This window comes from Streptomyces sp. NPDC002054 (genome assembly GCF_040296685.1).
Taxonomy (GTDB): domain Bacteria; phylum Actinomycetota; class Actinomycetes; order Streptomycetales; family Streptomycetaceae; genus Streptomyces.
Genome location: NZ_JBEOXT010000008.1, coordinates 38,809 through 62,705, shown reverse-complemented (window position 1 = coordinate 62,705; position 23,897 = coordinate 38,809). Strand labels below are relative to the sequence as shown.

Below are 23,897 nucleotides of genomic sequence, written 5' to 3'. Positions count from 1 at the left end.
ACTGGTCAGTTCAAAAAACTAGCACCCTCCGTAGGTCGCCGTGCACGCCACCCCCCAATTCCTTCAAAACCGCAGGTCAGGGCGATTGTCAGTGGCGTCGGTCACGATGGATTGCGATCGACAGACAGAACGCAACGACAGGAGGTTCGTCATGGCCACACCGTCCCCGTCCCCTGTCCATCCCGTCCTGCGGAAGTCGACGGCCCCGCCGGCCGCCCTCGACCTGCTCGCCAAGGCCCGCCGCGGCCTGGACGAGGCCGCACAGCTGCCCCGGCCCAACGAGCGGTATGCCACCGCCCATCTCGCCGCCCTGCGCACCGCCGCGGCCGTGCTCGCCGCCCGGGCCCGACCGGAGCCGGTCGGGCCGCGGCGCCGGCCGCGGATCCGCAGCGCCTGGGAGGTCCTGCCGGAAATAGCGCCGGAACTGGCCGAGTGGAGCGCCCTCTTCGCCTCGGGTGCGGCCCGGCGGGCCCGGGCCGAGGCGGGGATACCGGATGCGGCGAGCGTCCGGGACGCGGACGACCTGCTGCGCGCCGCCGCGATGTTCCTGCGCCTGGTCGAGCGGATGCTGGCCCTCCAGCCAACCCTGCCCGCACCACGCCCTGACGCCGGGTGACCGGCCCGGCGACGGAAGGGAATAGGGTGGAGGCCGCATCGCACACCTCCCCCGGATCCGTCCGGGGGGACCCCCATTCCGCGCCGAGGAGCCATTCGACGTGTCCGACAGTTCCCGCCCCCGCGCCTCCCTCCGTACCGCCGTGGTGTGGGAGGTCCTGAAGGAGGCTCTCGACCGCCGCGTCAAGGCGACCGGGCAGGACGTGCTGGATGTGCTGGACACCGGCGGCGGCACCGGCAAGTTCGCGGTGCCGGTGGCCCGGCTCGGCCACCGGGTCACCGTGGTCGACCCCAGCCCGAACGCACTGTTCGGGCTGGAGCGCCGGGTCGCCGAGGCCGGGGTCGCGGATCTGGTCCACGGGGTGCAGGGTGATGCCCAGGGGCTGCTGGACGTCGTCGAGCAGGGTTCGTACGACGTGGTGCTCTGCCACGGCGTGCTGGAGTACGTGGACGACCCCGCCGAGGGCGTCGCCAATGCGGTCGCCGCGCTGCGCCCCGGCGGCACCCTGAGCCTGCTCGCCGCCGGCCTCGGCGGTGCCGTGCTGGCCCGGGCGCTGGCCGGGCACTTCACCGAGGCCAGGACCGCGCTCACCGACCCGGCCGGCCGCTGGGGCGCCGGGGACCCGGTGCCCCGCCGGTTCACCGCGGAGCAGCTCGCCGCACTGGTCGGCGGAGCCGGTCTGGAGGTCGGCGCGGTCCACGGCGTCCGGGTCTTCGCCGACCTGGTGCCCGGGGTCCTGGTCGACACCGAGCCGGGTGCCGTCGAAGCCCTGCTCAAGCTGGAGGAGGCGGCGGCCGAGCTGCCGGCCTTCCACGCGGTCGCCACGCAGTTGCACGTCCTGGGCGAGAAGCAGGCCTGAGCTGCGGCGCTGCCCTGGCCCGCGATGTGACGCAGTGCATCCACAACCCCTCCGAACCGGCGGCCGGACCCGTATGATCGGGGGACACCGTCCGGTGTGTGGTCCAGAGGCTGTTGGGGAACAATGGCCTCACCGGCTGCCCTTGCGACGGTACGGTTTGGCGCAGTGCTTATTCAGGCAGTGCTCGTTTCGAAAACATGGCGTAGAGGGGCGGGTTTCTCGGGGGCGATTCCCTGCCTATCCTGAAGGGGACCCCCGGTCGCTACCCCCGCGACCGACGGATGAGGAGGACTCCCGTGCCGCTCTCGGAGCACGAGCAGCGAATGCTCGAGCAGATGGAGCGAGCGCTGTACGCCGAAGATCCCAAGTTCGCGACAGCGCTTGAGGGAAGCGGGCTGCGTACGTACACCCGGCGACGGGTCTACCAGGCGGTCGCAGGCTTTCTGGTGGGTATCGCGCTCCTCATGACCGGAATGGTCGCGCAGGGAAATCTGATCTGGATCAGCGTGGTGGGCTTTCTCGTCATGCTGGGCTGCGCGGTTCTCGCGGTCACCGGATGGCGCAAGGCACCCAAACCTGGCGAGCAGCCCGTCTCCGGCAGCAGTGCCGGTGGCACCGGCCGTGGCCACAACCGACAGCGTCGGTCGATGATGACCCGCATCGAACAGCGGTGGCAGCGTCGCCGCGATGAACAGCAGGGGCACTGAGCCGCCCCGCGGAAGTCTCATGATCTCCGCGTGAGGGGGTGACCGCCGACGGCGGTCACCCCCTCATGCGTCTCCCGGCTGCGGCATGCTGGTCGGGTGAGTGTCCTCCCCCTGGTGTTCACCAGCGGCTGGGCCAGCGGGATCAATGCCTATGCCGTGGTCCTCCTGCTCGGCGTCTTCGGCAAGGCCGGGCTGACCGACGAGGTGCCCGAGTCCCTGCAGCGGACCGATGTCCTGGTGGCGGCCGGCATCCTGTTCCTCTGCGAGGCGGTCGCCGACAAGATCCCCTATGTGGACTCCCTCTGGGACACCGTCCACACCGTGATCCGCCCGGTCGCCGGGGCCGTCATCGGCGCCCTGCTGGCCGGGCAGAGCGGTTCACTGTCCGATCTCGCCGCCGGGGCGGTCGGCGGTACCACCGCCCTGGCCAGCCACTGCGTCAAGGCCGGCACCCGGATGGCGATCAACACCTCGCCGGAGCCGTTCAGCAATATCGCCATGAGCACCGCCGAGGACCTCGGCGTCGGCACCATCATGACCTTCGCCATGTTCAACCCGGAAGCCGCCGCGATCATCGCGGCCGTGCTGCTCGCCCTCGGCCTCGCCCTGCTGGTCTACCTCTGGTCCCGAATCCGCCGTTTCCTGCGCCGCCGCGCCCAGCGCCGCGAGGAGAGACGCCTGGCGGCAGCCGAGGCCAAGGCGCCGGAGCGGACCGGGTCGCCACCGGGCTGACCTGGCTCGATAAGGTCACCGCATGGCACGAATTGCGGTGATCGGCGCCGGGATGGGCGCGATGGCGACGGCCGCCCGGCTGGCCGTGGCAGGCCACCGGGTGACGGTGTACGAGCGCTCGGCAACCTATGGCGGAGCAGTCGGGCGGTACGAACGCGAGGGGTTCGCCTTCGACACCGGGCCGGGGCTGCTGCACCTGCCCGCCGTCTACCGCGACCTGTTCGTCAAGACCGGCAAACGACCGCTGGAACAGTCCGTGGACATGGTCCAGGTCAATCCGGCGGTCCGGCACGTCCTCCCGGACTACAGCATCGACGTCACCCTCCCGGGCGCGTCCCACGGAGGGGTTGCCGCCGCCCTCGACCAGGCCTTCGGCCCGGGCGCCGGCAGCCGCTGGAACGACGTGCTGGGCCGGGCCCGGGACGTCTGGGACGCCACCCGCCGCCCGCTGCTGGAGGAGCCGCTGCGCGCCGACCGGGAGGCCCTGGGCACCGACCCCTACCCCGCGCTGCGCAAGAGCGGCCTGCTGCGCCGCCGCACCCCGACCCTCAAGGAGATCGCCGACCGCGAGCTCGGCGGCGCCCTCGGCGAACTGCTGACCGGCCTGGTCGCCGAGTACGGGCTGGACCCCTGGTCGGCGCCCGGGTCGGCCACCGTGCTGCCGTACATGGAGCAGACCTTCGGCAGCTGGTACGTACGCGGCGGTATGCGGGCCCTGGCCACCGCCGTGTACGAACGCTGCCTGGAGCGGAAGGTCGACTTCGTCTTCGGCGCGGAGGTGCGGGAGGTACGCGCCGCGGACGGCCGGGCGGCCGGTCTGCTGCTGGCCGACGGCACCGAGGTGGCCGCCGACTCGGTGGTCTGCGGGATCGACCCCCGGCAGCTGCCGGCCGGCTCCGTGCCCTGGCCCGAGGACGCGGTGCCGGCCCGCGGCGGCCTGGCCGGGACCAGCCGGTTCACGCTGTTCCTCGCGCTGCGCGGGGCCCGCCCGCCGGGCACCGCGCACCGCACCCGGCTGTACAGCCGCGGCACCTCCCCCGACCTGACGGTGCTGCGCCCCGACGATCCCGCCACCCGGCCCGACGAGGACCACGAGGCGGTCACCGTGCAGGCCCGGTGCGCCCCGCACGGGGTGATCGACTGGTCGGAGCCCTCGGTGTCCCGGCCGCACGCCGAACGGCTCCTGGAGGCGGCGGCCCTGGTCGTGCCCGACCTGCAGGAGCGGCTGCTGTGGCACGAGGTCCGCACCCCGGTCGACGTGGCCGAGGCCACCGGCGCGGTGGCCGGTTCGGTGCCGCTGCCCGCCCTCGCGGGGGCCGGGGGCCGGCTGCTGTACCCGGCCAATGCCACCGCCCTGCCCGGGCTGTACCTGGCGGGCGGCTGGGCACATCCGGGCGGCGGGCTGCCGCACGCGGGCATGACCGGGGCGCTGGTGGCCGGGCTGATCGTGGAGGGCGCGGACTTCCGCGGCTCCCAGTGACCGCGGGTCAGTAGCGGTACTGCTCGTACTCGCCGGTGCCCTGGTACGGGTAGCCCTGCTGCGGGTCGTACGGCGGCGGCTGCTGGTCCTGCCCGGCCCAGGGCTGCTGCGGGTAGGGCTGGGCCTCGTCGGAGCGCTGCTGCGGCACCCAGACGCCGCCGGGCGGGGTGTCCATGGCGTACTGCCCTTGGACATACGGGTCGGCGTACCCGTAGGGCTGCGGCTGGGCGACGCCGCCGGTGCCGATGTACGGGTCGGAGTACGCCGCGTAGACCGGCTGCTCGCCGCCGGACGGGTAGCCGCCGGAGTAGTCGTAGCCGCCGCCCTGGGAGTGCGGGTCGTAGTAGGCCGCGTACTGGTGGGCGTCCTGCTCGGCGGTGGTGTAGGGGGAGGCGAAGGGGGCGGTCTGGGCCGGGTCCGGGGCGGGGGCGAAGCCGCCGGGCGCGAACCCGCCGGGGGCGAAGCCCTGGTTCTGGCCGCCGTGGCCGCCCTGGCCCTGGTCCTGGAAGCTCTGGATGCCGTACGAGCCGGTGTCCTCGGGCAGCGGCTGCGGGCTGAAGAACACCGGCTCCGGCCGGTCCTCGGCCGCCACGGCCGCCTCGGCGGGCCGGCGCGAGTCCCTGTCGGCGTCGGCCTCGGCCTCGAAGGCCAGGCCGGAGACCTGCAGGGACGGCTCCCGGCGTTCGGCGGGCGCGGACCGGCGGCGCCCCGCGGCCGGCTCCTCGGCCGGTGCGCCGGACTCGCCGCGGCGCAGCGCCCAGCCGGCCTCGAAGCCCTTGCGGAAGGACAGGGTGACCAGGGTCTGGCCGATCGCGAAGGCTCCCGCGCCGGCGCCGATCACCGGCACCGAGGGCAGTATCACGCCGGCGACCACGCCGAGGAACCCCGAGAAGGCGAGCAGCCGCCAGCGGAGCCGGGCCTTGTACTGCAGCAGGACCTCGGCGAGCAGCCACAACGCGACCAAGCCGAACGCGCCGTAGAGGACGTACATCCCCATTGCCTGGCCCCTCTCGTACGGCCGCCCGACGAGGTACGGCCGGTCTAGGCCCGCTGGTGCAGGCCGAGGTTCTCGTAGATCTCGAGAGTCGCCGTGGAATTGTTCAGCGTGATGAAGTGCAGCCCCGGGACACCCTCGGACAGCAGCCGCGCGCAGAACTCCGTGGCGAACTCGATGCCAATGGAGCGTACAGCGGCCGGATCGTCCTTGACGGCGAGCATGCGCTCTTTCACGTCCCGGGGGAAGACTGCGGTGCTCAGCTGGGGCAGCCGGTCGAGCTGCTTGACCCCCACAACGGGCATGACCTCAGGGATGATCGGGGTCTCGCAGCCGGCCTTCTGGACGCTGTCGCGGAGCCGCAGATAATTCTCCGGATCGAAGAACATCTGGGTGATCGCATAGTCGGCACCGGCGCGGCACTTGTCCACGAAGTGACGGATGTCCGTGTCCCAGTCCGAGGACCGCGGGTGCATCTCGGGGAAGGCCGCGACACCGACGCAGAAGTCGCCGGACTCCTTGAGCAGCCGGACCAGGTCGGCGGCGTAGTGCACTCCGTCCGGGTGGGGCACCCACTCCGCCATCGGGTCGCCCGGCGGGTCACCGCGCAGGGCGAGCATGTTGCGGATACCGGCGTCGGCGAACTGTCCGATGACGTGACGCAGCTCGGCGATGGAGTGGTCGACGGCGGTGAGGTGCGCGACCGGGGTGAGGGTGGTGTCGGCGGCGATCTCCTGGGTGGCCTTGACGGTGCCACCGCGGGTGGAACCGCCGGCCCCGTAGGTCACCGAGACGAAGCTCGGGGCGACCGCCTCGACCCTGCGGAGCGCGTTCCAGAGGTTCCGCTCGCCCTTCTCGGTCTTGGGGGCCCAGAACTCGAAGGAGTACGAGGGCCTGCCGGACACGAGCAGCTCATGGACCGTGTGTGCACGGTCTGTCCAGGTCGAAGCGGTACCAAGGGCCATACCGGCAGGTTAGACGGGCGCCCCGGCACGCCGAAGCGGTGTCCACCCATTGGACACGTTTTTGGACACCTTGTGGTGGGCGGAGTGTGTCAGGTGGGAACGGGCCAGGTCAGGCGAGGCGCTCGCGGACCCGCTTGGCCAGGGCTGCTGCGGCGGCACCAGGGTCTTCGGCCTCGGTGATGGCCCGGACGACGACCACCCGGGTGGCGCCGGCGTCCAGCACCTCGTCCAGATTGGCTGAGTCGATGCCGCCGATGGCGAACCAGGGGCGGTCCTGCGCGAGCGAGGCGGTGTACCGGACGAGGCCGAGGCCGGGGGCGTACCGGCCGGGCTTGGTGGGGGTGGGCCAGCAGGGGCCGGTGCAGAAGTAGTCCACGCCGGGCTCGGCCACGGCGGCGTCCACCTCGGCCTCGGCGTGGCAGGACCGGCCGATGAGCACGGCGGGGGGCAGGATCGCGCGGGCGGCCGGGACGGGGATGTCGCCCTGGCCGAGGTGCAGCACGTCGGAGCCGATGGCATGGGCGACGTCCGCCCGGTCGTTGACGGCGAGGAGCTTGCCGTGGCGGCGGGCGGCCTCGGCGAACACCTGGAGGTGCTCCAGCTCCTCGCCGGCCTCCATGCCCTTGTCGCGGAGCTGGACGATGTCCACGCCGCCCGCGAGGACGGCGTCCAGGAACTCGGGCAGGTCGCCCTGGCGCTTGCGGGCGTCGGTGCAGAGGTAGAGCCGTGCGTCGGCCAAGGACATGGGTGGAACCCCCCGGGTGGCGGTGTACGGGCCCGCACTGGGGCCCGTACACCGGTTGAAGCGGTGAACTTGTACGGCGGACCGTACGGCGAGCTGTCGGTCAGGCGTCAGACGGCGAGCGCCTGGGCGCGGCGCTTCACCTCCGTGCCGCGATTCTCGCTGAGGGCCTGCGCGGGGGTGCCGGGCAGGCTCGGGTCCGCGGTGAAGAGCCACTCCAGCATCTCTTCGTCGGTGAAGCCGTCGTCCCGCAGCAGGGTCAGGGTGCCGGCGAGGCCCTTGACCACCTTGTCGCCGTCGATGAAGGCGGCGGGCACCTGCAGGGCGCGGTTCTCACCGCGGCGTACGGCGATGAGCTGGCCCTCCTTGACCAGCTGGCGGACTCGCGTCACCTCGACGTCGAGCATTTCTGCGATGTCGGGGAGGTAGAGCCACTCGGGGACGAGAGCATCGATCTTTGCGTCAATCTCGGTCACGGAACCAAGCCTGCCATCCCGGACCGACACCCGGTACCCGGCGCCCCCTCCCGACCCCCCATCCGGGGCTCCGCCCGCTGCTCCCAGGGCGCGGCGGCGGGCCCCGGGCCGGGTGATCAGGCGGTCGCCGACTTGAGGGGGGTGGCGGGGTCGGTGAGCTTCGCCGGGTCCATGGCGGTGCCCGATTCGATCAGGCGGCGCCCCTGCGCCAGGTCGCGGGGCCGGCCGACGGCCAGGACCGCGACCAGTGCGCCCTCCCGCAGCCAGCAGACCGACCAGGCCGGGTCATCCGGGCTGCCCCGCCACAGCATGCTGTCCGCCTCCGCGTGGTGTCCGGCGTACTGCACAAAGCGGCCGAACTGCTCGGACCAGAAGTACGGCACGGGATCGTAGGCCTGCTCCGCGCCGAGGATGTTCGCGGCGACGGTGCGCGGGCCCTGCAGGGCGTTGTCCCAGTGGTGCACCAGCAGCCGTGTCCGGTACCGCCCGGACGGGAAGGAGGCGCAGTCGCCCACCGCGTACACCCCGGGCAGGGAGGTGCGCAGCCGTTCGTCGGCGGTGACCGAGCCGTCGGGGCCCAGCTCCACGCCCGAGCCGGTCAGCCAGCCGGTGGCCGGGCGGGCGCCGATGCCGACCACCACCGCGCCGGCCGGCAGCTCGCGGCCGTCCGCCAGCCGGACCAGGCCCGGTTCCACCGCGGCGACCCCGGTGCCGGTGAGCAGGCGGGCGCCGGCCTGCTCGTACCAGGCCGCCATCGGGGCCGTGACCTCGTCCGGGAGGGCGCCGGCCAGGACCCGGCCGGCGGCCTCGACCACGGTCACCGCGCAGCCCGCCTCGCGCGCCGCGGTGGCGAACTCGGCGCCGATCCAGCCGGCCCCGACGACCACCACCTCGGGTGCCGCGGCCAGCACCGGCCGCAGCCGTTCCGCGTCGTCCAGGGTCCGCAGCAGGTGCACCCCGGGCACGCCCTCGCTGCCGGGCAGGGTCAGCGGTTCCGCTCCGGTGGCGAGGACCAGCGTCCGGTACGGGAGCGGGCCTGCGGCCGTGTCGAGTTCCCGGTCCGCGGCCCGCAGCCCGGTGACCTCCACGCCGAGCCGGAGTTCGATGTCCAGCCCTTCGAAGTCGACCTCGAAGGCGGAGCCCTCGGCCGTGCCGAGCAGCACCGCCTTGGACAGGGGCGGCCGGTCGTAGGGCTGGTGCGGTTCGGCCCCCAGCAGGGTGACCGGACCCTTGAAGCCCGCCTCGCGGAGGGCGACGGCCGTCTGCACTCCGGCCATTCCGGCGCCGACGATCACCACGCCGGCCTGTTCGATCTGTTCGATCTGTTCCGTCTGCTCGTTCACGCCGCACACCCTAGCCAGCTGACGACCCGTCAGGAATGGGCGCCCTTACCCGGGCCTCCGGGCGGGGGTTAGTCTGGCCACCGTACCCATCCGCGGGAGTCCGGACGCACCGGGCTGAGAGGGAGGCTGGACGGCCTCCGACCGTACGAACCTGATCCGGATCATGCCGGCGAAGGGAGGGGCTGGACGCCCATGCACTCATCCACCCAGAGGTCGGACCCCCACCGCCCGGACGTCCTCGTCATCGGGGGCGGCATCATCGGCCTGGCCACCGCCTGGCGGACCGCCCGCCGCGGACTGACCGTCGCCCTCGCCGACCCGGCACCCGGCGGCGGCGCCGCCAAGGTCGCGGCCGGCATGCTGGCCGCCGTCACCGAACTGCACTACGGCGAGGAGACCCTGCTGGGCCTCAACCTCGCCTCCGCCGCCCGCTACGAGGCCTTCGCCGCGGAACTCGCCGAGGCCAGCGGCGGCCTGGACATCGGCTACCGCGCCTGCGGCACCCTCGCCGTCGCCCTGGACGCCGACGACCGCCTCCACCTGCGCGAACTCCACGCCCTGCAGCGGCGCTGCGGCCTGGAGTCGGAGTGGCTGACCGGCCGCGAATGCCGCCGCCTGGAGCCCATGCTGGCCCCCGGCGTGCGCGGCGGACTGCGCGTCGACGGCGACCACCAGGTCGACCCGCGCCGGCTGGCGGACGCCCTGCTGGCCGCCTGCGAGCGGGCCGGAGTGGTCTTCCACCGGGCGGGCGCCGAGCGGCTGACGGTCACCGCCGGCCGGGCGGCCGGCGCACTGCTCGACAACGGCACCGAGATCGCCGCGGGCCAGGTGGTGCTGGCCGCCGGCAGCCTCAGCGGCCGGCTGGACGGCGTACCGGCCGAGGCGGTGCCGCCGGTACGGCCGGTGAAGGGCCAGGTGCTGCGGCTCGCGGTGCCGGCCGCGTACGCGCCGTTCCTGTCCCGGACGGTACGGGCGGTGGTCCGCGGCAGCCACGTCTACCTGGTGCCGCGCGAGAACGGCGAGCTCGTCGTCGGCGCCACCAGCGAGGAACTGGGCTGGGACACCACGGTGACCGCGGGCGGCGTGTACGAACTGCTGCGCGACGCCCACGAGCTGGTGCCCGGCATCACCGAACTCCCGCTCACCGAGACCCGGGCGGGCCTGCGCCCCGGCTCCCCCGACAACGCCCCGCTGCTCGGCCCCACCGACCTGCCCGGACTGCACCTGGCCACCGGCCACTACCGCAACGGGGTGCTGCTCACCCCGGTGACCGGGGACGTCATGGCGGAGGTCCTGGCCACCGGCGAACTCCCCGACATCGCCCGCCCCTTCAGCCCGCGCCGGTTCTCGTCCGCCCCCGTCGTCCGAGAGGAGACGTACGCATGACCACCTCCGTCAACACCATCTCCGTCAACGGCGAGCCGCGCGAGGTCGCCGCCGGCACCACCCTGGACCTGGTGGTGGCCACCCTCACCCGGGCCCCCTCGGGGGTCGCCGCGGCGCTCAACGAAACCGTCGTACCGCGCGGGCAGTGGCCCGCCACCGCACTCGGCGAGGGAGACCGCGTCGAGGTGCTCACCGCGGTCCAGGGAGGCTGAGCGATGGCCGACGATCTGTTCACTCTGGGCGGCCGGACCTTCTCCTCCCGCCTGATCATGGGGACCGGCGGGGCGCCCAGCCTGGACGTGCTGGAACGGGCCCTGGTCGCCTCGGGCACCGAACTCACCACGGTGGCGATGCGCCGCCTGGACCCCACCGTCCAGGGCTCGGTGCTGTCCGTGCTGACCCGGCTCGGCATCGGCGTCCTGCCCAATACGGCGGGCTGCTTCACGGCGGGCGAGGCGGTACTGACCGCCCGGCTGGCCAGGGAGGCCCTCGGCACCGACTGGATCAAACTGGAGGTCGTCGCCGACGAGCGGACCCTGCTGCCGGACGGGGTGGAGCTGCTGGACGCGGCCGAAACCCTGGTCGACGAGGGGTTCACGGTGCTGCCGTACACGAACGACGACCCGGTGCTGGCACGGAAGCTGGAGGACGTGGGCTGCGCGGCGATCATGCCGCTGGGGTCCCCGATCGGGTCCGGCCTGGGCATCCGCAACCCGCACAACTTCGAGCTGATCGTGGAGCGGGCGGGGGTGCCGGTGATTCTGGACGCGGGGGCGGGTACGGCGTCGGATGTGGCCCAGGCCATGGAGCTGGGGTGTGCGGCTGTGATGCTCGCCTCGGCCGTGACCCGTGCGCAGGAGCCTGTGCTCATGGCTGCGGCGATGCGGGACGCCGTCTCGGCGGGCCGGCTGGCCCGCCGGGCCGGGCGGATCCCGGTCCGGCGCTTCGCCGAAGCCTCGTCTCCTGTGGAGGGCCGCGCCACCCTGGACCCAGAACGCCCGGCGTTCTAACCGCCCCGGGCCCAGCCCCCGAGGCTCCCCTGCGCGGGACATCCTGACCGGCCCGAGCCCGCCCCGGGGCTCCCGCTGCGCGGAGCCTCCGTTCTGACCGGCCCGAGCCCGCCAGGCGGGACTCCCGCTGCGCGGGGCCTTTCCCCTACCCGCCCCTCCCCGCTCCCCGGGGCTTCGCCCCGGACCCCCCGCCCCCGGTCCGGGGGCGGATCCGTGGTTCCGGGCCTGCGGGCCGGGTGTGGTTGCTCGCGCAGTTCCCCGCGCCCCTGGCGGGGTCCGGGGCGGAGCTCCGGCCACGGGTGCCGGGCGGAGCCCGTGCACCCAGGCGGGTGTGGGGCGCAGCCCCACGGGCGGGGGCCGGGGCCGCAGGCCCCGGTTTCGGGGAGGGGCGGGGTGGGGAAATGGCCCCGCGCAGCGGGCCCGCACGTCACAGCTGCGTCGCAGCAGCACACCAGCGGGGCATGCCCACAGCCGACGCTCGTAGAATCGGCGGGTGGATACGACCCTGGATGACCCCCTCGTCGGGTGCGTGCTCGACGGCCGCTACCGCATCGACGCCCGCATCGCGGTCGGCGGCATGGCCACGGTCTACCGGGCCCTCGACACCCGCCTCGACCGCGTCCTCGCCCTCAAGGTGATGCACCCGGCGCTCGCCGCCGACCACGGCTTCGTCGACCGGTTCATCCGCGAGGCCAAGTCCGTGGCCCGTCTCGCCCACCCCAACGTGGTCGCCGTGTTCGACCAGGGCACCGACGGCGGCTACGTCTACCTCGCCATGGAGTACGTCTCCGGCTGCACCCTGCGCGATGTGCTCCGCGAGCGCGGCGCGCTCCAGCCGCGGGCCGCGCTGGACATTCTGGAGCCGGTCCTCGCCGCCCTCGGCGCCGCGCACCGTGCCGGGTTCGTGCACCGCGACATGAAGCCCGAGAACGTGCTGATAGGCGACGACGGCCGGGTCAAGGTGGCCGACTTCGGGCTGGTCCGCAGTGTCGACGCGGTCACCCAGACCACCGGCGCGGTCCTCGGCACCGTCTCCTACCTCGCCCCCGAGCAGATCGAGAACGGCGCCACCGACACCCGCGTCGACGTCTACGCCTGCGGTGTCGTGCTGTACGAGATGCTCACCGGCACCAAGCCGCACACCGGCGGCACCCCGGCCCAGGTGCTCTACCAGCACCTGCACGAGGACGTGCCGCCGCCTTCCGCCACCGTGCCGGGGCTGTCGGCCGCCCTGGACGGGCTCGTCGCCCGGGCCGCCGCCCGCGACCCCGAGCTGCGCCCGTACGACGCTGCGGCCCTGCTGGGCCTGGTCCGGGAGGCCCGGGCCGGGCTGAGCACCGCCGAGCTGGACGCCGTACCGCCGCAGGCGCGCGCCGAGGTGCGGTCCGCCGCGGAGGACCGGACCGGGGTGATCCCCCGCCCGGTGATGCCGGCCCGGCAGCCGGTGGAGCACACCTCCCGGCTGGCCGCCCCGCCGCTGCCCCCGGCTCCGGCCGCGGCCCCGGCCGCATCGCCGGGCCGGCCGTCCCGGCGCGGCCTGTTCCTCATCGTCGCCGGGGTCCTGCTCGCCCTCGGTCTCGGCACCGGCGTCTGGTACATCAGCTCCGGCCAGTTCACCCAGGTCCCGCACGTGCTCGGGAAGACCGAGGCGCAGGCCCGGAAGCAGCTGTCGGCGGCCGGCCTGGACGTGAAGCAGGTCGACCGGAAGTTCAGCAGCAGCTTCGAGCGCGGCACCGTGATGGGCAGCGATCCGGCGTCCGGGGGGCAGATCCGGGGCAACGGCTCGGTCACCCTGATCGTCTCGCGCGGCCCCCAGGTGGTCTCGGTGCCCAACCTGAAGGGCCGGCCGCTGGACGTGGCCAAGGCCGAACTCACCAAGGAGGGGCTGGCCCCCGGCATGGTGACGCAGACCTTCGACGAGGACGTCCCGCAGGGCGCGGTGATCAGCACGGATCCGGCGGCCGGGGAGAAGCGGGCCCCGGACACGGCGGTCGCCCTGGTGGTCAGCAAGGGCCGGCCGGTGCCGGTGCCGAGCATCGTCGGGCAGCCGGTGGACCAGGCCCGGGCGGGCCTGGAGCAGCTCGGGCTGAAGGTCGAGCTGGCCGCCGAGCAGGTCCATTCGCCGCAGCCGGCCGGCCGGGTCGCCAACCAGTCGGTGGCGGCGAACACCCAGGCCGCGGCCGGGGACACGGTGACGCTGACCGTGTCCAAGGGACCGCGCCAGGTCCAGGTTCCGGACGTCACCAACCAGGAGGTGGACGCCGCCCGGCGCACCTTGGAGGGGCTGGGCTTCAAGGTGAAGGTGGACCGGCCCCTCATCTCCTTCTCGAACACCGTGGCGAGCCAGTCGGTGCCGGCCAACCAGAGCGCACCCGAGGGCAGCACGATCACCATCAGGACCAAGGGGCTGTAGCAGCACGTGAACGACGCCATACGCAATCCGGTGGGCGGGCATGTGCCCGTGGCCGGCGGGCTCGCCTCGGTCGGGCTGACCTATGCGCGGGAGATGGGCGCGGAGGCCGTGCAGGTCTTCGTGGCCAATCCGCGTGGCTGGGCCACCCCGGCCGGGAATCCGGCCCAGGACGAGCTGTTCCGCGCGCAGTGCGCCGCGGAGGGCATCCCGGCGTATGTGCACGCGCCGTACCTGATCAACTTCGGCTCGCACACGCCCGCGACGGTGGAGAAGTCGGTGGAGTCGCTCCGCCACTCGCTGCGCCGGGGCCGGGAGATCGGCGCGCTGGGCGTGGTGGTGCACACCGGCTCGGCGACCGGAGGGCGACCGCGGGAGGAGGCGCTCGCGCAGGTCAGGGAGCACATGCTGCCGCTGCTGGACGAGCTGACGCACGACGACGACCCGTTCCTGCTGCTGGAGTCCACGGCCGGGCAGGGCTTCTCACTGTGTTCACGCACCTGGGACTTCGGCCCGTACTTCGAGGCGCTGGACGCTCATCCGAAGCTCGGGATCTGCCTCGACACCTGCCACATCTTCGCGGCGGGCCACGACCTGGCCGGGCCGGGCGGGGCCAAGGAGACGCTGGACCTGCTGGTGGAGACGGTGGGTGCGGGACGGCTGAAGCTGATCCACGCGAACGACTCCAAGGAGGGCGTGGGCGCCCACAAGGACCGGCACGCGAACATCGGCGCCGGTCACATCGGCCGGGACGCCTTCGCCGAGCTGTGCACGCACCCGGAGACGGACGGGGTGCCGCTGATCATCGAAACGCCCGGCGGCAAGGAGGGGCACGCGGCGGACGTGGCCCTGCTGAAGGAGCTGCGCGGGCGCGGGTAACGTTCCCAGGCGCATTCACCCTGCGATCAGAGTTCCGGACCGTCCCCCGGCTCCTCCTGGTACGAGTAGCGCTGCTCGCGCCAGGGATCGCCGATGTTGTGGTAGCCGCGCTCTTCCCAGAACCCGCGCCGGTCGGCGGTCATGTACTCGACACCCCGGACCCACTTGGGGCCCTTCCAGGCGTACAGGTGCGGGACCACCAGCCGCAGCGGGAACCCGTGCTCCGCGGTCAGGAGTTCGCCCCCCTGGTGGGTGGCGAAGACGGTCCGGTCCGAAGCGAAGTCGGACAGCCGCATGTTGGAGCTGAAACCGTACTCGGCCCACACCATCACATGTGTGACCAGCGGGGACGGCGGGGCCAGGGCCAGCACGTCACGGGCGAGCACACCGCCCCATTCGGCCCCCGGCATGCTGAACTTCGTCACGCAGTGCAGGTCCGCGACCACCGAGGTGAACGGCAGGGCCGAGAACTCCTCGTGGTTCCAGCAGTGTTTCTCGCCGTCCGCGGTGGCGCCGAAGACCCGGAACTCCCAGCGATCCGGCTTGAACTTGGGCACCGGGCCGTAGTGGGTCACCGGCCAGCCGCGCTGCAGCCGCTGCCCCGGAGGAAGCTCCAGCTGCTCTGCTCCCGGAGATTCCCGGCTTTCCGGCTGACCCATGACTCCATGGTGACAGACCGGCAAGGGTGGTCCTGACCAGGTTTGGCCCTGAATCGGGCAACTCCTACTAAGGAGGCACTTACTGGACGACCCCCGGCAGCGGTGCAAGGATGCGCGCACCTGCCGGTTCTCTTGCTTGGAAGGAGCCTCTGCGATGCAGGGCGACCCCGAGGTCCTCGAGTTTCTGAACGAACAGCTCACCGGTGAGCTGACGGCGATCAACCAGTACTGGCTGCACTACCGCATCCAGGACAACAAGGGCTGGACGAAGCTCGCCAAGTACACGCGTGAAGAATCCATCGACGAGATGAAGCACGCGGACAAGCTGACCGAACGCATCCTGATGCTGGACGGCCTGCCGAACTACCAGCGGCTCTTCCACGTCCGGGTCGGCCAGACCCTTACCGAGATGTTCCAGGCTGACCGACAGGTCGAGGTCGAGGCGATCGACCGCCTCAAGCGCGGGATCGATGTGATGCGCGGCAAGAGCGATGTGACCTCGGCGCGTCTCTTCGAGGAGATCCTGGCGGACGAGGAGCACCACATCGACTACCTCGACACCCAGCTGGAGCTCATCGAAACCCTCGGCGAGGCGCTCTACATCGCGCAGCTCATCGAGCAGCCGGAGAGCTAGGAGGGCCGGGAGGGCTAGGCGGCTTCCGCCAGCTCCGCGCCCGCGGCCAGGACGGCCGTAGCCTCACCCTTGTCCAGCAGCGCCCGGCGCGGGCACGCGCCGCGACCGAGGAGGCCCTGGATGGTTCGTACGCAGGAACCGCAGTCGGTACCGGCCTTGGTCACCGAGGCGATCTGGCGGGGGGTGCAGGCGCCGGCTGCCGCGTGGTCCTTGACCTGCTGGTCGGTGATGCCGAAGCAAGAGCAGACGTACACGCGGTTCACCTCCCTGGCAGGAACGGTCAGGCGGGCCATCCCCTATTCGGTGAGGCTTACCTAACCTTACCCAAACTTAGGGTCACCTAAAAGGCCTGAAGACGACTGTGGGGCGCGGATCACAGATCCACGCCCCACAGCTCGTAGGAAACCACCTACTGATCGCGCCTACTGGTCGTGCCTACTGGTCGCGGTACATCTCCGCCACCAGGAAGGCCAGGTCCAGCGACTGGCTGCGGTTGAGCCGCGGGTCGCAGGCCGTCTCGTAGCGCTGGTGCAGGTCGTCGACGAAGATCTCGTCGCCGCCGCCCACGCACTCGGTGACATCGTCACCGGTGAGCTCGACGTGGATGCCGCCCGGGTGGGTGCCCAGCGCCTTGTGGACCTCGAAGAAGCCCTTGACCTCGTCGAGCACGTCGTCGAAGCGGCGGGTCTTGTGGCCGGAAGCCGCCTCGAAGGTGTTGCCGTGCATCGGGTCGGTCACCCAGGCCACCGTGGCCCCGGATGCGGTGACCTTCTCGACCAGCTCGGGCAGCTTGTCCCGGACCTTGTCGGCGCCCATGCGGACGACGAAGGTCAGCCGGCCCGGCTCGCGGTCCGGGTCCAGGCGGTCGATGTACGTCAGGGCCTCGTCCACCGTGGTGGTGGGGCCGAGCTTGATGCCGATCGGGTTGGCGATCTGCGAGCAGAACTCGATGTGCGCGTGGTCCAGCTGGCGGGTGCGCTCACCGATCCAGACCATGTGGCCGGAGGTGTCGTACAGCTTGCCGGTCCGCGAGTCGGTGCGGGTCAGCGCGCCCTCGTAGGCGAGCAGCAGCGCCTCGTGCGAGGCGTAGAACTCGACCGCCTTGAACTCGGCCGGGTCGGTGCCACAGGCCTTCATGAAGTTCAGCGCGTTGTCGATCTCCCGCGCGAGCTGCTCGTAGCGCTGCCCGGACGGGGAGGACTTCACGAAGTCCTGGTTCCAGGCGTGCACCTGGCGCAGGTCGGCGTAGCCACCGGTGGTGAAGGCGCGCACCAGGTTCAGCGTGGAGGCGGAGGCGTGGTACATCCGCTTCAGCCGCTCGGGGTCCGGGACGCGGGCCTCTTCGGTGAAGGCGAAGCCGTTGACCGAGTCGCCGCGGTAGGTCGGCAGGGTCACGCCGTCGCGGGTCTCGGTGTCCTTGGAGCGCGGCTTGGAGTACTGGCCGGCGATGCGCCCGACCTTGACCACGGGCACCGAGGCCGCGTAGGTCAGGACGGCCGACATCTGCAGCAGCGTCTTCAGCTTGGCTCGGATGTGGTCGGCGGACACGGCATCGAAGGCCTCGGCGCAGTCGCCGCCCTGGAGGAGGAACGCCTCGCCCTTGGCGACGGCTCCCAGACGGGCGCGCAGCTGGTCGCACTCACCCGCAAAGACGAGCGGAGGATACGACTCGAGGTCCGCGACGACAGCGCGCAGAGCCTCGGCATCGGGGTACGAAGGCTGCTGCGCCGCGGGAAGGTCTCGCCAGGTCGCCTTGGCGGCGGGGGCTTGGGTTTCAGCGTTCACGGTCACCCTGTAAACACTACGGGCTGAACGCGGCAGTCCGGCCCGCCGCCCACAACGTGAGACGCATGTCTGTCAGGTCACACCGCCACCGGTGTAGGGTGTACGGCATGTTCGCGCACCCGAACCAGACCTGCCAGAACTGGTGGTGGACCGCTCATCCGGCGGCCCACTGACTGCGCGTACCCGAAAAACCGACGCGAAGGCCGCCCGAGGGCGGCCTTTCTGCTTTCCGCGGGCCGTTCCTCTTCTACCGGAAGGAACCGCCCCGAATGACCAACCGTCCCGTGCCTGCCCTCTGTCAGGTCGACCGGCTCCTCGACCCCGACGGACCGCCCTTCGCGCTGCTGCGGCGGCGCACCCCGGGCCACGACCACGACACCGTCGAAGTGCTCGTCGGGCCCGTCCACGAGGCCGGGCTGCTGGCCGACCTCCCGGTGGGCGAGCTGCCCAGCCTGGCCCTGATCCCGTTCCGGCAAATCCGCGAGCGCGGGTTCACGGCGGCCGACGACGGCACCCCGCTGAGCGTGCTGGTCGCCGAGGAGGCGTACGAGATCCCGCTCGCCGAGGCGCTGGCCGCCCTGCCCGCCCACCCGGTCGGCGTCACCGACGGCGGCTTCGACGTCGGCGACGAGGAGTACGCGGCCACCGTCGAGCGGGTGATCGAGGACGAGATCGGCCGCGGCGAGGGCGCGAACTTCGTGATCCGCCGCACCTACCGGGGCCGGATCGACGGCTTCGGGCGGGCCGACGCGCTCGCCCTGTTCCGGCGGCTGCTGACGGCCGAGCGCGGCGCGTACTGGACGTACGTGGTGCACACCGGGGAGCGGACGCTGGTCGGAGCCAGCCCGGAGGTACACGTCCGGATGTCCGGCGGCACCGTGGTGATGAACCCGATCAGCGGCACGTACCGCTATCCGGAGGGCGGGCCGACGGCCGACTCACTGCTGTCCTTCCTGGCCGACCGCAAGGAGATCGAGGAGCTCTCCATGGTGGTCGACGAGGAACTGAAGATGATGTGCACGGTCGGCGACCGCGGCGGGGTGGTGGTCGGGCCGCGGCTCAAGGAGATGTCGCACCTGGCGCACACCGAGTACGAGCTGCGCGGACGGTCCTCGCTGGACGTGCGGGAGGTCCTGAAGGAGACCATGTTCGCGGCCACCGTGACCGGCTCGCCGGTGGAGAACGCCTGCCGGGTGATCCAACGGTACGAAGCGGGCGGACGGGGCTATTACGCGGGGGCGCTGGCCCTGCTCGGGCGGGATGCCGCCGGGGTCCAGACCCTGGACTCCCCCATCCTCATCCGGACCGCCGACATCGCACCGGACGGCACCTTGCGGGTGGCGGTGGGCGCCACCCTGGTCCGGCACTCGGATCCGGCCGGAGAGGTGGCCGAAACCCATGCCAAGGCGGCGGGGGTGCTGGCCGCGCTGGGGGTCCGTCCGGCCGCGCCGCGGCCCGCCCGCGAGGGAGCCGGGCGGCTGGCCGACGACCCCCGGGTGCAGGCGGCGCTGGCCGCGCGGCGGGCGGACCTGGCCCCGTTCTGGCTGCGGATGCAGGACCGGCCGGTGGAGCCGGCCGGCCATGCGCTGGTGGTGGACGGCGAGGACACCTTCACCGCGATGCTGGCGCACGTGCTGCGGGTGGCCGGGTTCACGGTGACCGTACGCCGCTACGACGATCCGGGGCTGCGGGCTGCCGCCCTGGCCCATCCCGGCCCGGTCGTCCTGGGCCCGGGCCCGGGGAACCCGGCGGATGCCGCGGACCCGAAGATGCGGCTGCTGCGCGGGCTGGCGGCCGACCTGCTGGCCGGGCACCGGCGGGGCCTGCTCGGCATCTGCCTCGGCCACGAGCTGCTGGCCGCCGAGCTCGGCCTGCCGCTGGTCCGCAAGGCGGAGCCGGCCCAGGGCGCGCAGCTGCGGATCGACCTGTTCGGGACGCCGGAGGTGGTCGGCTTCTACAACACGTACACGGCGGCCTGCGATGCGGAGCTCGCGGACCGGCTGGCGGAGCGGGGCGTTGAAGTCTCCCACGATCCCGCCACCGGAGAGGTACACGCCCTGCGCGGCCCCGGCTTCGCGGGCGTGCAGTTCCACCCGGAGTCCGTCCTCACCCTGCGCGGCGCGGAGCTGCTCCGCGAGCTCTTGACGGCCGTGGCCGTCGAAGTCACCCGGGGCTGACCGGGGTGTTCTCGGACGCAGCCGACGGTGAGCGCGAGCCGGCGGGCCGAGGCCCGCCGGCCGCCAGGGTGCGCAGCACCCGACCGCCCAGGTCCGCGTTCACGCCGGGCCGGCCGTCGAACGCCTGCAGCCCGACACCGTGCGGCTCAGCGGAAGCAGCCGCTGAGCCGGAGGCAGCCGCTCAGCCGAAGAACACCCCGGCCTCCCGGTACAGCTCCGGGTCCACCGTCTTCAGCTTGGCCGTCGCCTCCGCGATCGGCACCCGCACCACCTTCGTCCCCTGCAGCGCCACCATCTTCCCGAAGTCCCCGTCCCGCACCGCGTCGATCGCGTGCAGTCCGAAGCGGGTGGCCAGCCAGCGGTCGTACGCGCTCGGCGTGCCGCCCCGCTGGACATGGCCGAGGACGGTGGTCCGGGCCTCCTTGCCGGTGCGTGCCTCGATCTCCTTGGCCAGCCATTCGCCGACCCCGGAGAGCCGGACGTGCCCGAAGGAGTCCTTCGTCGCGTCCTTCAGGACCATCTCCCCGTCCGTGGGCATGGCCCCCTCCGCCACCACCACGATCGGCGCGTAACTCGCCTTGAACCGGGAGGTGACCCAGGCGCACACCTGGTCGATGTCGAAGCGCTGCTCGGGGATGAGGATGACGTTCGCCCCGCCCGCCAGGCCCGAGTGCAGGGCGATCCAGCCGGCGTGCCGGCCCATCACCTCCACCACCAGGACCCGCATGTGGGACTCGGCCGTGGTGTGCAGCCGGTCGATGGCCTCGGTCGCGATACCGACCGCCGTGTCGAAACCGAAGGTGTAGTCGGTGCCCGACAGGTCGTTGTCGATGGTCTTGGGAACCCCGACGCAGGGCACCCCGAACTCCGTGTACAGGCGCGCCGCGACGCCGAGGGTGTCCTCGCCGCCGATCGCGATCAGTGCGTCCACCTCGTGCTTGGCGAGGTTTTCCTTGATCGCGCGGACCCCGTTCTCCTGCTCCTGCTTGAACGGGTTGGTGCGGGAGGAGCCGAGGATGGTGCCGCCGCGCGGCAGGATGCCACGTACGGCGGGGATGTCGAGCGGGACGGTGTCCCCTTCGAGCGGGCCCCGCCAGCCGTCGCGGAAGCCGATGAACCCGTATCCGTACTCCTGCACGCCCTTGCGGACGACCCCGCGGATCACCGCGTTCAGCCCCGGACAGTCCCCGCCGCCGGTCAGCACTCCGACCTTCATGGAAGCATCTCCCTTCGCCATGACGGTCACGCTAGTGAGACTCAGGTCACAGCGCGCGGGGGCGAACGGACAACTCCGGTGGAACTACGGGTGGTTGTGTACACCAGGTTCACCCGCAGGGGTGAGGGGTCAAGCGTCGTCGAGGCCGCGTTCTATGGCATAGCGGACGAGCTCCACCCGGTTGTGCAGCTGCAGTTTGCCCAGGGTGTTCTGGACGTGGTTCTGCACCGTGCGGTGCGAGATGACCAGTCGCTCCGCGATCTGCTTGTACGACAGTCCCTTGGCCACCAGCCGCAGCACCTCGGTCTCCCGGTCGGTGAGTTGCGGGACCTTCGGCTCGTCGGCCGCGGCCGGGGCCGGGTCGGCGGCCAGCCGCCGGTACTCGCCGAGCACCAGTCCGGCCAGGCCCGGGGTGAAGACCGGGTCGCCGACGGCGGTGCGGCGGACCGCGTCGATCAGTTCCTCGGCCGCGGCGGACTTCAGCAGGTAGCCGGTCGCCCCGGACTTCACCGCCTCCAGGACGTCGGCGTGCTCGCCGCTCGCCGACAGCACCAGCACCCGCAGCGCCGGGTTGGCCCCGACCAGCTCCTTGCACACCTGGACCCCGGGCATGCCGGGCAGGTTGAGGTCGAGGACCAGGACATCGGGGCCGACCGCCAGGGCCCGGCGGACCGCCTGGGGTCCGTCGCCGGCGGTGGCCACCACGTCGAACCCGGCGGCGCCGAGGTCGCGGGCGACCGCGTCCCGCCACATCGGATGGTCGTCCACGACCATCACCCTGATCCCGCTCAGGTCACTCACGTCGCGCGCGTCTCTCACGTCGCTCATCGCTTGTCCGTCCTCCCCCTGGGTACTTTCAGTTCCACTTCGGTGCCCTGTCCGGGTACGGACACCAGCTCGGCGGTGCCCCCGAGCTCGCGCAGCCTGCCGCGGATGGACAGCGCCACCCCCATCCGGCCCTCGCCCTCCGCCTGGTCCAGCCGTCCCGGCGGAATGCCCGGCCCGTCGTCGCGGACCGTGACGATCACCTCGTCGCCCCAGTCCTCCAGGAGGATCCAGGCCCGGGCCCCGTCCCCGGCGTGCTTGCGCACGTTGTCGAGGGCGGCTCCGACGGCGGCGGCCAGCTCCTGGGCGGCCGGGGCGGGCAGCGGCACCGGCGTGCCCGGTTCCGCGAAGCTGATCCGGGACCCGGCGTGCGGGGCCAGCAGGCTCCGCAGGTCCAGCTCGCCCTCGTCGGCGCCGGGCTCCGCCACCTCGACGCTGTCGACCAGGGCTCCGCGCCCGGCGTCCCGGGAGATTCGGGAGGCCGGCACCAGCCCGCTGGAGACCAGGGTGCGCAGCGCCACCTCCTGTTCCCCCGCCATCCGGCCGAGCTCCGCGGCTTCGCCGCCGATCTCGCTGCCGCGCCGCTGGACCATGGCGAGGACCTGGAGGACCCCGTCGTGGATGTCCCGGGCCAGGCGCTCCCGCTCGCGGGTCGCGGCCTCGATCTCCAGGGCGCGGGCCAGGGTGGCCTCACTGGCGCGGGCGACCTCGACGACGTAGCCGATGGCGATGGAGGCCACCCACACCAGCAGGACGTTGTGCAGGGTGTCCCGGGTGGGTTCGCCGCGCTGGACGATGTTGGCTACAGCCACGAAGGAGGAGGCGAAGCCCGCCCAGCGCCAGCCGCCCTTGATGGCGAAGGCGAGGACGGAGCCCGCGGTCCAGATGGAGGGGAGGGTGGGGCCGCCGGCCGCGATCCGCTCGTGCGCGTCGACGAGCGGGGTGAGCAGGATGCCGGTCAGTGCGACGGCGAGGTCGAGCCCCAAGAAGCGCCGGGTGCAGCTCTGCGCGTTGGCCACCTTGTTGAAGGTGGCCAGGGTCCAGCCGGCGAGCAGTGTGAGGTAGCCGATGGCCAGCCAGGGGCGGTTGAACTCCTGGTGGGCGGAGGCGAACAGCAGCACGGCGTAGATCATGGTGAGCACGCGGTAGACGGTCAGGGCACGCCACAGCGGCTGCTCGACCGACATGCTGACGACGCGCTCGCGCTTCACTTGGCCTCGTGCTTGGCCTCGTTCTTGGCGGCCTTCTCGGCGTCGGCGATCTGGCGCTTGGCAGCCGTCGCGTAGATGTCGACGTACTCCTGCCCGGAGAGCTTCATGATCTCGTACATGACCTCGTCGGTCACCGAGCGCAGGATGAAGCGGTCCCCGTCCATGCCGTGGTAGCGGCTGAAGTCCAGCGGCTTGCCGATCCGGATGCCCGGGCGCATCAGCTTCGGGACCACCTTGCCGGGCGGCTGGATCTTCTCGGTGTCGATCATCGCCACGGGGATCACGGGGGCGCCGGTGGCCAGCGCCACCCGGGCCAGTCCGCCGGGCTTGCCGCGGTACAGGCGGCCGTCGGGCGAGCGGGTGCCCTCCGGGTAGATGCCGAAGAGCTCACCGCGTTCGATGACCTCGATGCCGCTCTTGATGGCCGCCTCGCCGGCGCCGCGGGCGCCGGAGCGGTCCACCGGGAGCTGGCCCACGCCCTTGAAGAACGCGGCGGTGAGCTTGCCCTTGACGCCCGGCGAGGTGAAGTACTCCGCCTTCGCGATGAAGGTGACCTTCCGGTCCAGCACGGCCGGCAGGAAGAAGGAGTCGGAGAAGGAGAGATGGTTGCTCGCAAGGATCGCCGGCCCCTCCGCGGGAATGTTCTCGAGGCCCTCCACCCACGGCCTGAAGGCGAGCTTCAGGGAACCGCCGATGGAGAACTTCATTGCGCCGTAGATCAACTGAGCAGCCTTCCTGTGTCCGTCGAACAGACCTTAACCCCTGGGCGTGGTCGGAGCGGTCCTTCGACC

The 23,897-nt window shown here is 72.3% G+C and carries 25 protein-coding genes and 1 riboswitch; of the genes, 13 read left to right on the top strand and 12 right to left on the bottom strand.

Annotated elements, in window-relative coordinates:
- Window positions 1-151 precede the first annotated feature (151 nt).
- The 5 genes from ABT123_RS09550 (at window position 152) to ABT123_RS09530 (ending at window position 4,394) form a co-directional block, all read left to right on the top strand.
- The gene (locus ABT123_RS09550) at window positions 152-616 is read left to right on the top strand and encodes an SAV_6107 family HEPN domain-containing protein (protein ID WP_351311463.1); all 465 of its coding nucleotides are present in this window, start codon (window positions 152-154) and stop codon (window positions 614-616) included.
- Between the two features lie 100 nt (window positions 617-716).
- Entirely contained in the window at window positions 717-1,475 is a 759-nt protein-coding gene (locus tag ABT123_RS09545; RefSeq protein WP_351311461.1) for a methyltransferase domain-containing protein, read from the top strand.
- Between the two features lie 296 nt (window positions 1,476-1,771).
- On the top strand, window positions 1,772-2,182 hold the full coding sequence (locus ABT123_RS09540) for an SCO2097 family morphological protein (RefSeq protein WP_351311459.1): 411 nt from the start codon (window positions 1,772-1,774) through the stop codon (window positions 2,180-2,182).
- A 96-nt stretch (window positions 2,183-2,278) separates the two neighbouring features.
- Window positions 2,279-2,914, top strand: a complete 636-nt coding sequence (locus ABT123_RS09535; protein WP_351311457.1) for a DUF4126 domain-containing protein — start codon at window positions 2,279-2,281, stop codon at window positions 2,912-2,914.
- A gap of 22 nt (window positions 2,915-2,936) precedes the next feature.
- Window positions 2,937-4,394, top strand: a complete 1,458-nt coding sequence (locus ABT123_RS09530; protein WP_351311456.1) for a phytoene desaturase family protein — start codon at window positions 2,937-2,939, stop codon at window positions 4,392-4,394.
- A gap of 7 nt (window positions 4,395-4,401) precedes the next feature.
- On the opposite strand, the gene ABT123_RS09525 is transcribed toward ABT123_RS09530, so the two are convergent.
- The 5 genes from ABT123_RS09525 to ABT123_RS09505 all read right to left on the bottom strand — a co-directional run bounded on the left by ABT123_RS09525 (window position 4,402) and on the right by ABT123_RS09505 (window position 8,914).
- Window positions 4,402-5,391 (bottom strand): hypothetical protein, encoded by a 990-nt coding sequence (locus ABT123_RS09525; protein WP_351311454.1) that lies wholly within the window; start codon window positions 5,389-5,391, stop codon window positions 4,402-4,404.
- Between the two features lie 44 nt (window positions 5,392-5,435).
- Entirely contained in the window at window positions 5,436-6,353 is a 918-nt protein-coding gene (gene metF, locus ABT123_RS09520; RefSeq protein ID WP_351311452.1) for a methylenetetrahydrofolate reductase [NAD(P)H], read from the bottom strand.
- 109 nt (window positions 6,354-6,462) lie between these two features.
- Window positions 6,463-7,098, bottom strand: coding sequence for a thiamine phosphate synthase (gene thiE / locus ABT123_RS09515; RefSeq protein ID WP_351311451.1), 636 nt, complete (start codon window positions 7,096-7,098; stop codon window positions 6,463-6,465).
- A 107-nt stretch (window positions 7,099-7,205) separates the two neighbouring features.
- Window positions 7,206-7,571 carry an Rv2175c family DNA-binding protein gene (locus tag ABT123_RS09510; protein WP_351311449.1) on the bottom strand — a complete coding sequence of 122 codons (366 nt, stop codon included), beginning with the start codon at window positions 7,569-7,571 and terminating at the stop codon, window positions 7,206-7,208.
- 116 nt (window positions 7,572-7,687) lie between these two features.
- Window positions 7,688-8,914 carry an NAD(P)/FAD-dependent oxidoreductase gene (locus ABT123_RS09505; RefSeq protein WP_502970913.1) on the bottom strand — a complete coding sequence of 409 codons (1,227 nt, stop codon included), beginning with the start codon at window positions 8,912-8,914 and terminating at the stop codon, window positions 7,688-7,690.
- Window positions 8,915-8,996: 82 nt separating this feature from the next.
- Window positions 8,997-9,109, top strand: a riboswitch (TPP riboswitch).
- Between ABT123_RS09505 and thiO the strand changes: the two genes are divergently transcribed.
- From thiO to ABT123_RS09480, 5 genes are all read left to right on the top strand, one after another.
- On the top strand, window positions 9,107-10,300 hold the full coding sequence (gene thiO, locus ABT123_RS09500) for a glycine oxidase ThiO (RefSeq protein WP_351311447.1): 1,194 nt from the start codon (window positions 9,107-9,109) through the stop codon (window positions 10,298-10,300). It overlaps the preceding riboswitch by 3 nt.
- Entirely contained in the window at window positions 10,297-10,512 is a 216-nt protein-coding gene (gene thiS / locus ABT123_RS09495; RefSeq protein ID WP_351311445.1) for a sulfur carrier protein ThiS, read from the top strand. The genes thiO and thiS overlap by 4 nt, the downstream gene beginning before the upstream one ends.
- Before the next feature lie 3 nt (window positions 10,513-10,515).
- Entirely contained in the window at window positions 10,516-11,310 is a 795-nt protein-coding gene (locus tag ABT123_RS09490; protein ID WP_351311443.1) for a thiazole synthase, read from the top strand.
- Between the two features lie 493 nt (window positions 11,311-11,803).
- On the top strand, window positions 11,804-13,723 hold the full coding sequence (gene pknB / locus ABT123_RS09485) for a Stk1 family PASTA domain-containing Ser/Thr kinase (protein WP_351311442.1): 1,920 nt from the start codon (window positions 11,804-11,806) through the stop codon (window positions 13,721-13,723).
- Between the two features lie 18 nt (window positions 13,724-13,741).
- Window positions 13,742-14,599, top strand: coding sequence for a deoxyribonuclease IV (locus ABT123_RS09480; protein ID WP_351311749.1), 858 nt, complete (start codon window positions 13,742-13,744; stop codon window positions 14,597-14,599).
- 26 nt (window positions 14,600-14,625) lie between these two features.
- On the opposite strand, the gene ABT123_RS09475 is transcribed toward ABT123_RS09480, so the two are convergent.
- A complete protein-coding gene (locus ABT123_RS09475; RefSeq protein WP_351311440.1) occupies window positions 14,626-15,258 on the bottom strand; it encodes a sulfite oxidase-like oxidoreductase in 633 nt (210 codons plus the stop codon).
- Between the two features lie 154 nt (window positions 15,259-15,412).
- Between ABT123_RS09475 and bfr the strand changes: the two genes are divergently transcribed.
- Window positions 15,413-15,892 carry a bacterioferritin gene (gene bfr / locus ABT123_RS09470; RefSeq protein ID WP_351311438.1) on the top strand — a complete coding sequence of 160 codons (480 nt, stop codon included), beginning with the start codon at window positions 15,413-15,415 and terminating at the stop codon, window positions 15,890-15,892.
- Window positions 15,893-15,906: 14 nt separating this feature from the next.
- Here the strand turns inward: bfr and ABT123_RS09465 are convergent, their stop codons facing one another.
- Both ABT123_RS09465 and ABT123_RS09460 read right to left on the bottom strand, forming a co-directional pair.
- Window positions 15,907-16,155, bottom strand: coding sequence for a (2Fe-2S)-binding protein (locus ABT123_RS09465; RefSeq protein WP_351311747.1), 249 nt, complete (start codon window positions 16,153-16,155; stop codon window positions 15,907-15,909).
- Between the two features lie 172 nt (window positions 16,156-16,327).
- Window positions 16,328-17,683 carry a class II 3-deoxy-7-phosphoheptulonate synthase gene (locus ABT123_RS09460; RefSeq protein WP_351311437.1) on the bottom strand — a complete coding sequence of 452 codons (1,356 nt, stop codon included), beginning with the start codon at window positions 17,681-17,683 and terminating at the stop codon, window positions 16,328-16,330.
- 59 nt (window positions 17,684-17,742) lie between these two features.
- Between ABT123_RS09460 and ABT123_RS09455 the strand changes: the two genes are divergently transcribed.
- Window positions 17,743-17,850 carry a trp operon leader peptide gene (locus ABT123_RS09455; protein WP_351311435.1) on the top strand — a complete coding sequence of 36 codons (108 nt, stop codon included), beginning with the start codon at window positions 17,743-17,745 and terminating at the stop codon, window positions 17,848-17,850.
- Window positions 17,851-17,946: 96 nt separating this feature from the next.
- Entirely contained in the window at window positions 17,947-19,854 is a 1,908-nt protein-coding gene (locus ABT123_RS09450) for an anthranilate synthase family protein (RefSeq protein ID WP_351311433.1), read from the top strand.
- Window positions 19,855-20,035: 181 nt separating this feature from the next.
- Here the strand turns inward: ABT123_RS09450 and ABT123_RS09445 are convergent, their stop codons facing one another.
- From ABT123_RS09445 to ABT123_RS09430, 4 genes are all read right to left on the bottom strand, one after another.
- On the bottom strand, window positions 20,036-21,070 hold the full coding sequence (locus tag ABT123_RS09445) for a 6-phosphofructokinase (RefSeq protein ID WP_351311745.1): 1,035 nt from the start codon (window positions 21,068-21,070) through the stop codon (window positions 20,036-20,038).
- Window positions 21,071-21,199: 129 nt separating this feature from the next.
- Window positions 21,200-21,898: a response regulator gene (locus tag ABT123_RS09440; protein ID WP_351311431.1), complete on the bottom strand. Its 699-nt coding sequence runs from the start codon at window positions 21,896-21,898 to the stop codon at window positions 21,200-21,202.
- The gene (gene macS / locus ABT123_RS09435; RefSeq protein WP_502970922.1) at window positions 21,895-23,082 is read right to left on the bottom strand and encodes a MacS family sensor histidine kinase; all 1,188 of its coding nucleotides are present in this window, start codon (window positions 23,080-23,082) and stop codon (window positions 21,895-21,897) included. The genes ABT123_RS09440 and macS overlap by 4 nt, the downstream gene beginning before the upstream one ends.
- 20 nt (window positions 23,083-23,102) lie before the next feature.
- A complete protein-coding gene (locus ABT123_RS09430; RefSeq protein WP_351311743.1) occupies window positions 23,103-23,813 on the bottom strand; it encodes a lysophospholipid acyltransferase family protein in 711 nt (236 codons plus the stop codon).
- Window positions 23,814-23,897 lie beyond the last annotated feature (84 nt).

Excerpts from the sequence above, each read along its gene's own strand:
- thiE (WP_351311451.1), bottom strand. The coding sequence starts at position 7,098 with ATGTCCTTGGCCGACGCACGGCTCTACCTCTGCACCGACGCCCGCAAG.
- ABT123_RS09475 (WP_351311440.1), bottom strand. The coding sequence starts at position 15,258 with ATGGGTCAGCCGGAAAGCCGGGAATCTCCGGGAGCAGAGCAGCTGGAG.
- ABT123_RS09550 (WP_351311463.1), top strand. The coding sequence starts at position 152 with ATGGCCACACCGTCCCCGTCCCCTGTCCATCCCGTCCTGCGGAAGTCG.
- macS (WP_502970922.1), bottom strand. The coding sequence starts at position 23,082 with ATGTCGGTCGAGCAGCCGCTGTGGCGTGCCCTGACCGTCTACCGCGTG.
- ABT123_RS09430 (WP_351311743.1), bottom strand. The coding sequence starts at position 23,813 with ATGAAGTTCTCCATCGGCGGTTCCCTGAAGCTCGCCTTCAGGCCGTGG.
- bfr (WP_351311438.1), top strand. The coding sequence starts at position 15,413 with ATGCAGGGCGACCCCGAGGTCCTCGAGTTTCTGAACGAACAGCTCACC.
- ABT123_RS09450 (WP_351311433.1), top strand. The coding sequence starts at position 17,947 with ATGACCAACCGTCCCGTGCCTGCCCTCTGTCAGGTCGACCGGCTCCTC.
- ABT123_RS09530 (WP_351311456.1), top strand. The coding sequence starts at position 2,937 with ATGGCACGAATTGCGGTGATCGGCGCCGGGATGGGCGCGATGGCGACG.
- ABT123_RS09525 (WP_351311454.1), bottom strand. The coding sequence starts at position 5,391 with ATGGGGATGTACGTCCTCTACGGCGCGTTCGGCTTGGTCGCGTTGTGG.
- ABT123_RS09490 (WP_351311443.1), top strand. The coding sequence starts at position 10,516 with ATGGCCGACGATCTGTTCACTCTGGGCGGCCGGACCTTCTCCTCCCGC.
- thiO (WP_351311447.1), top strand. The coding sequence starts at position 9,107 with ATGCACTCATCCACCCAGAGGTCGGACCCCCACCGCCCGGACGTCCTC.
- metF (WP_351311452.1), bottom strand. The coding sequence starts at position 6,353 with ATGGCCCTTGGTACCGCTTCGACCTGGACAGACCGTGCACACACGGTC.
- thiS (WP_351311445.1), top strand. The coding sequence starts at position 10,297 with ATGACCACCTCCGTCAACACCATCTCCGTCAACGGCGAGCCGCGCGAG.
- ABT123_RS09440 (WP_351311431.1), bottom strand. The coding sequence starts at position 21,898 with ATGAGCGACGTGAGAGACGCGCGCGACGTGAGTGACCTGAGCGGGATC.
- ABT123_RS09445 (WP_351311745.1), bottom strand. The coding sequence starts at position 21,070 with ATGAAGGTCGGAGTGCTGACCGGCGGCGGGGACTGTCCGGGGCTGAAC.
- ABT123_RS09455 (WP_351311435.1), top strand. The coding sequence starts at position 17,743 with ATGTCTGTCAGGTCACACCGCCACCGGTGTAGGGTGTACGGCATGTTC.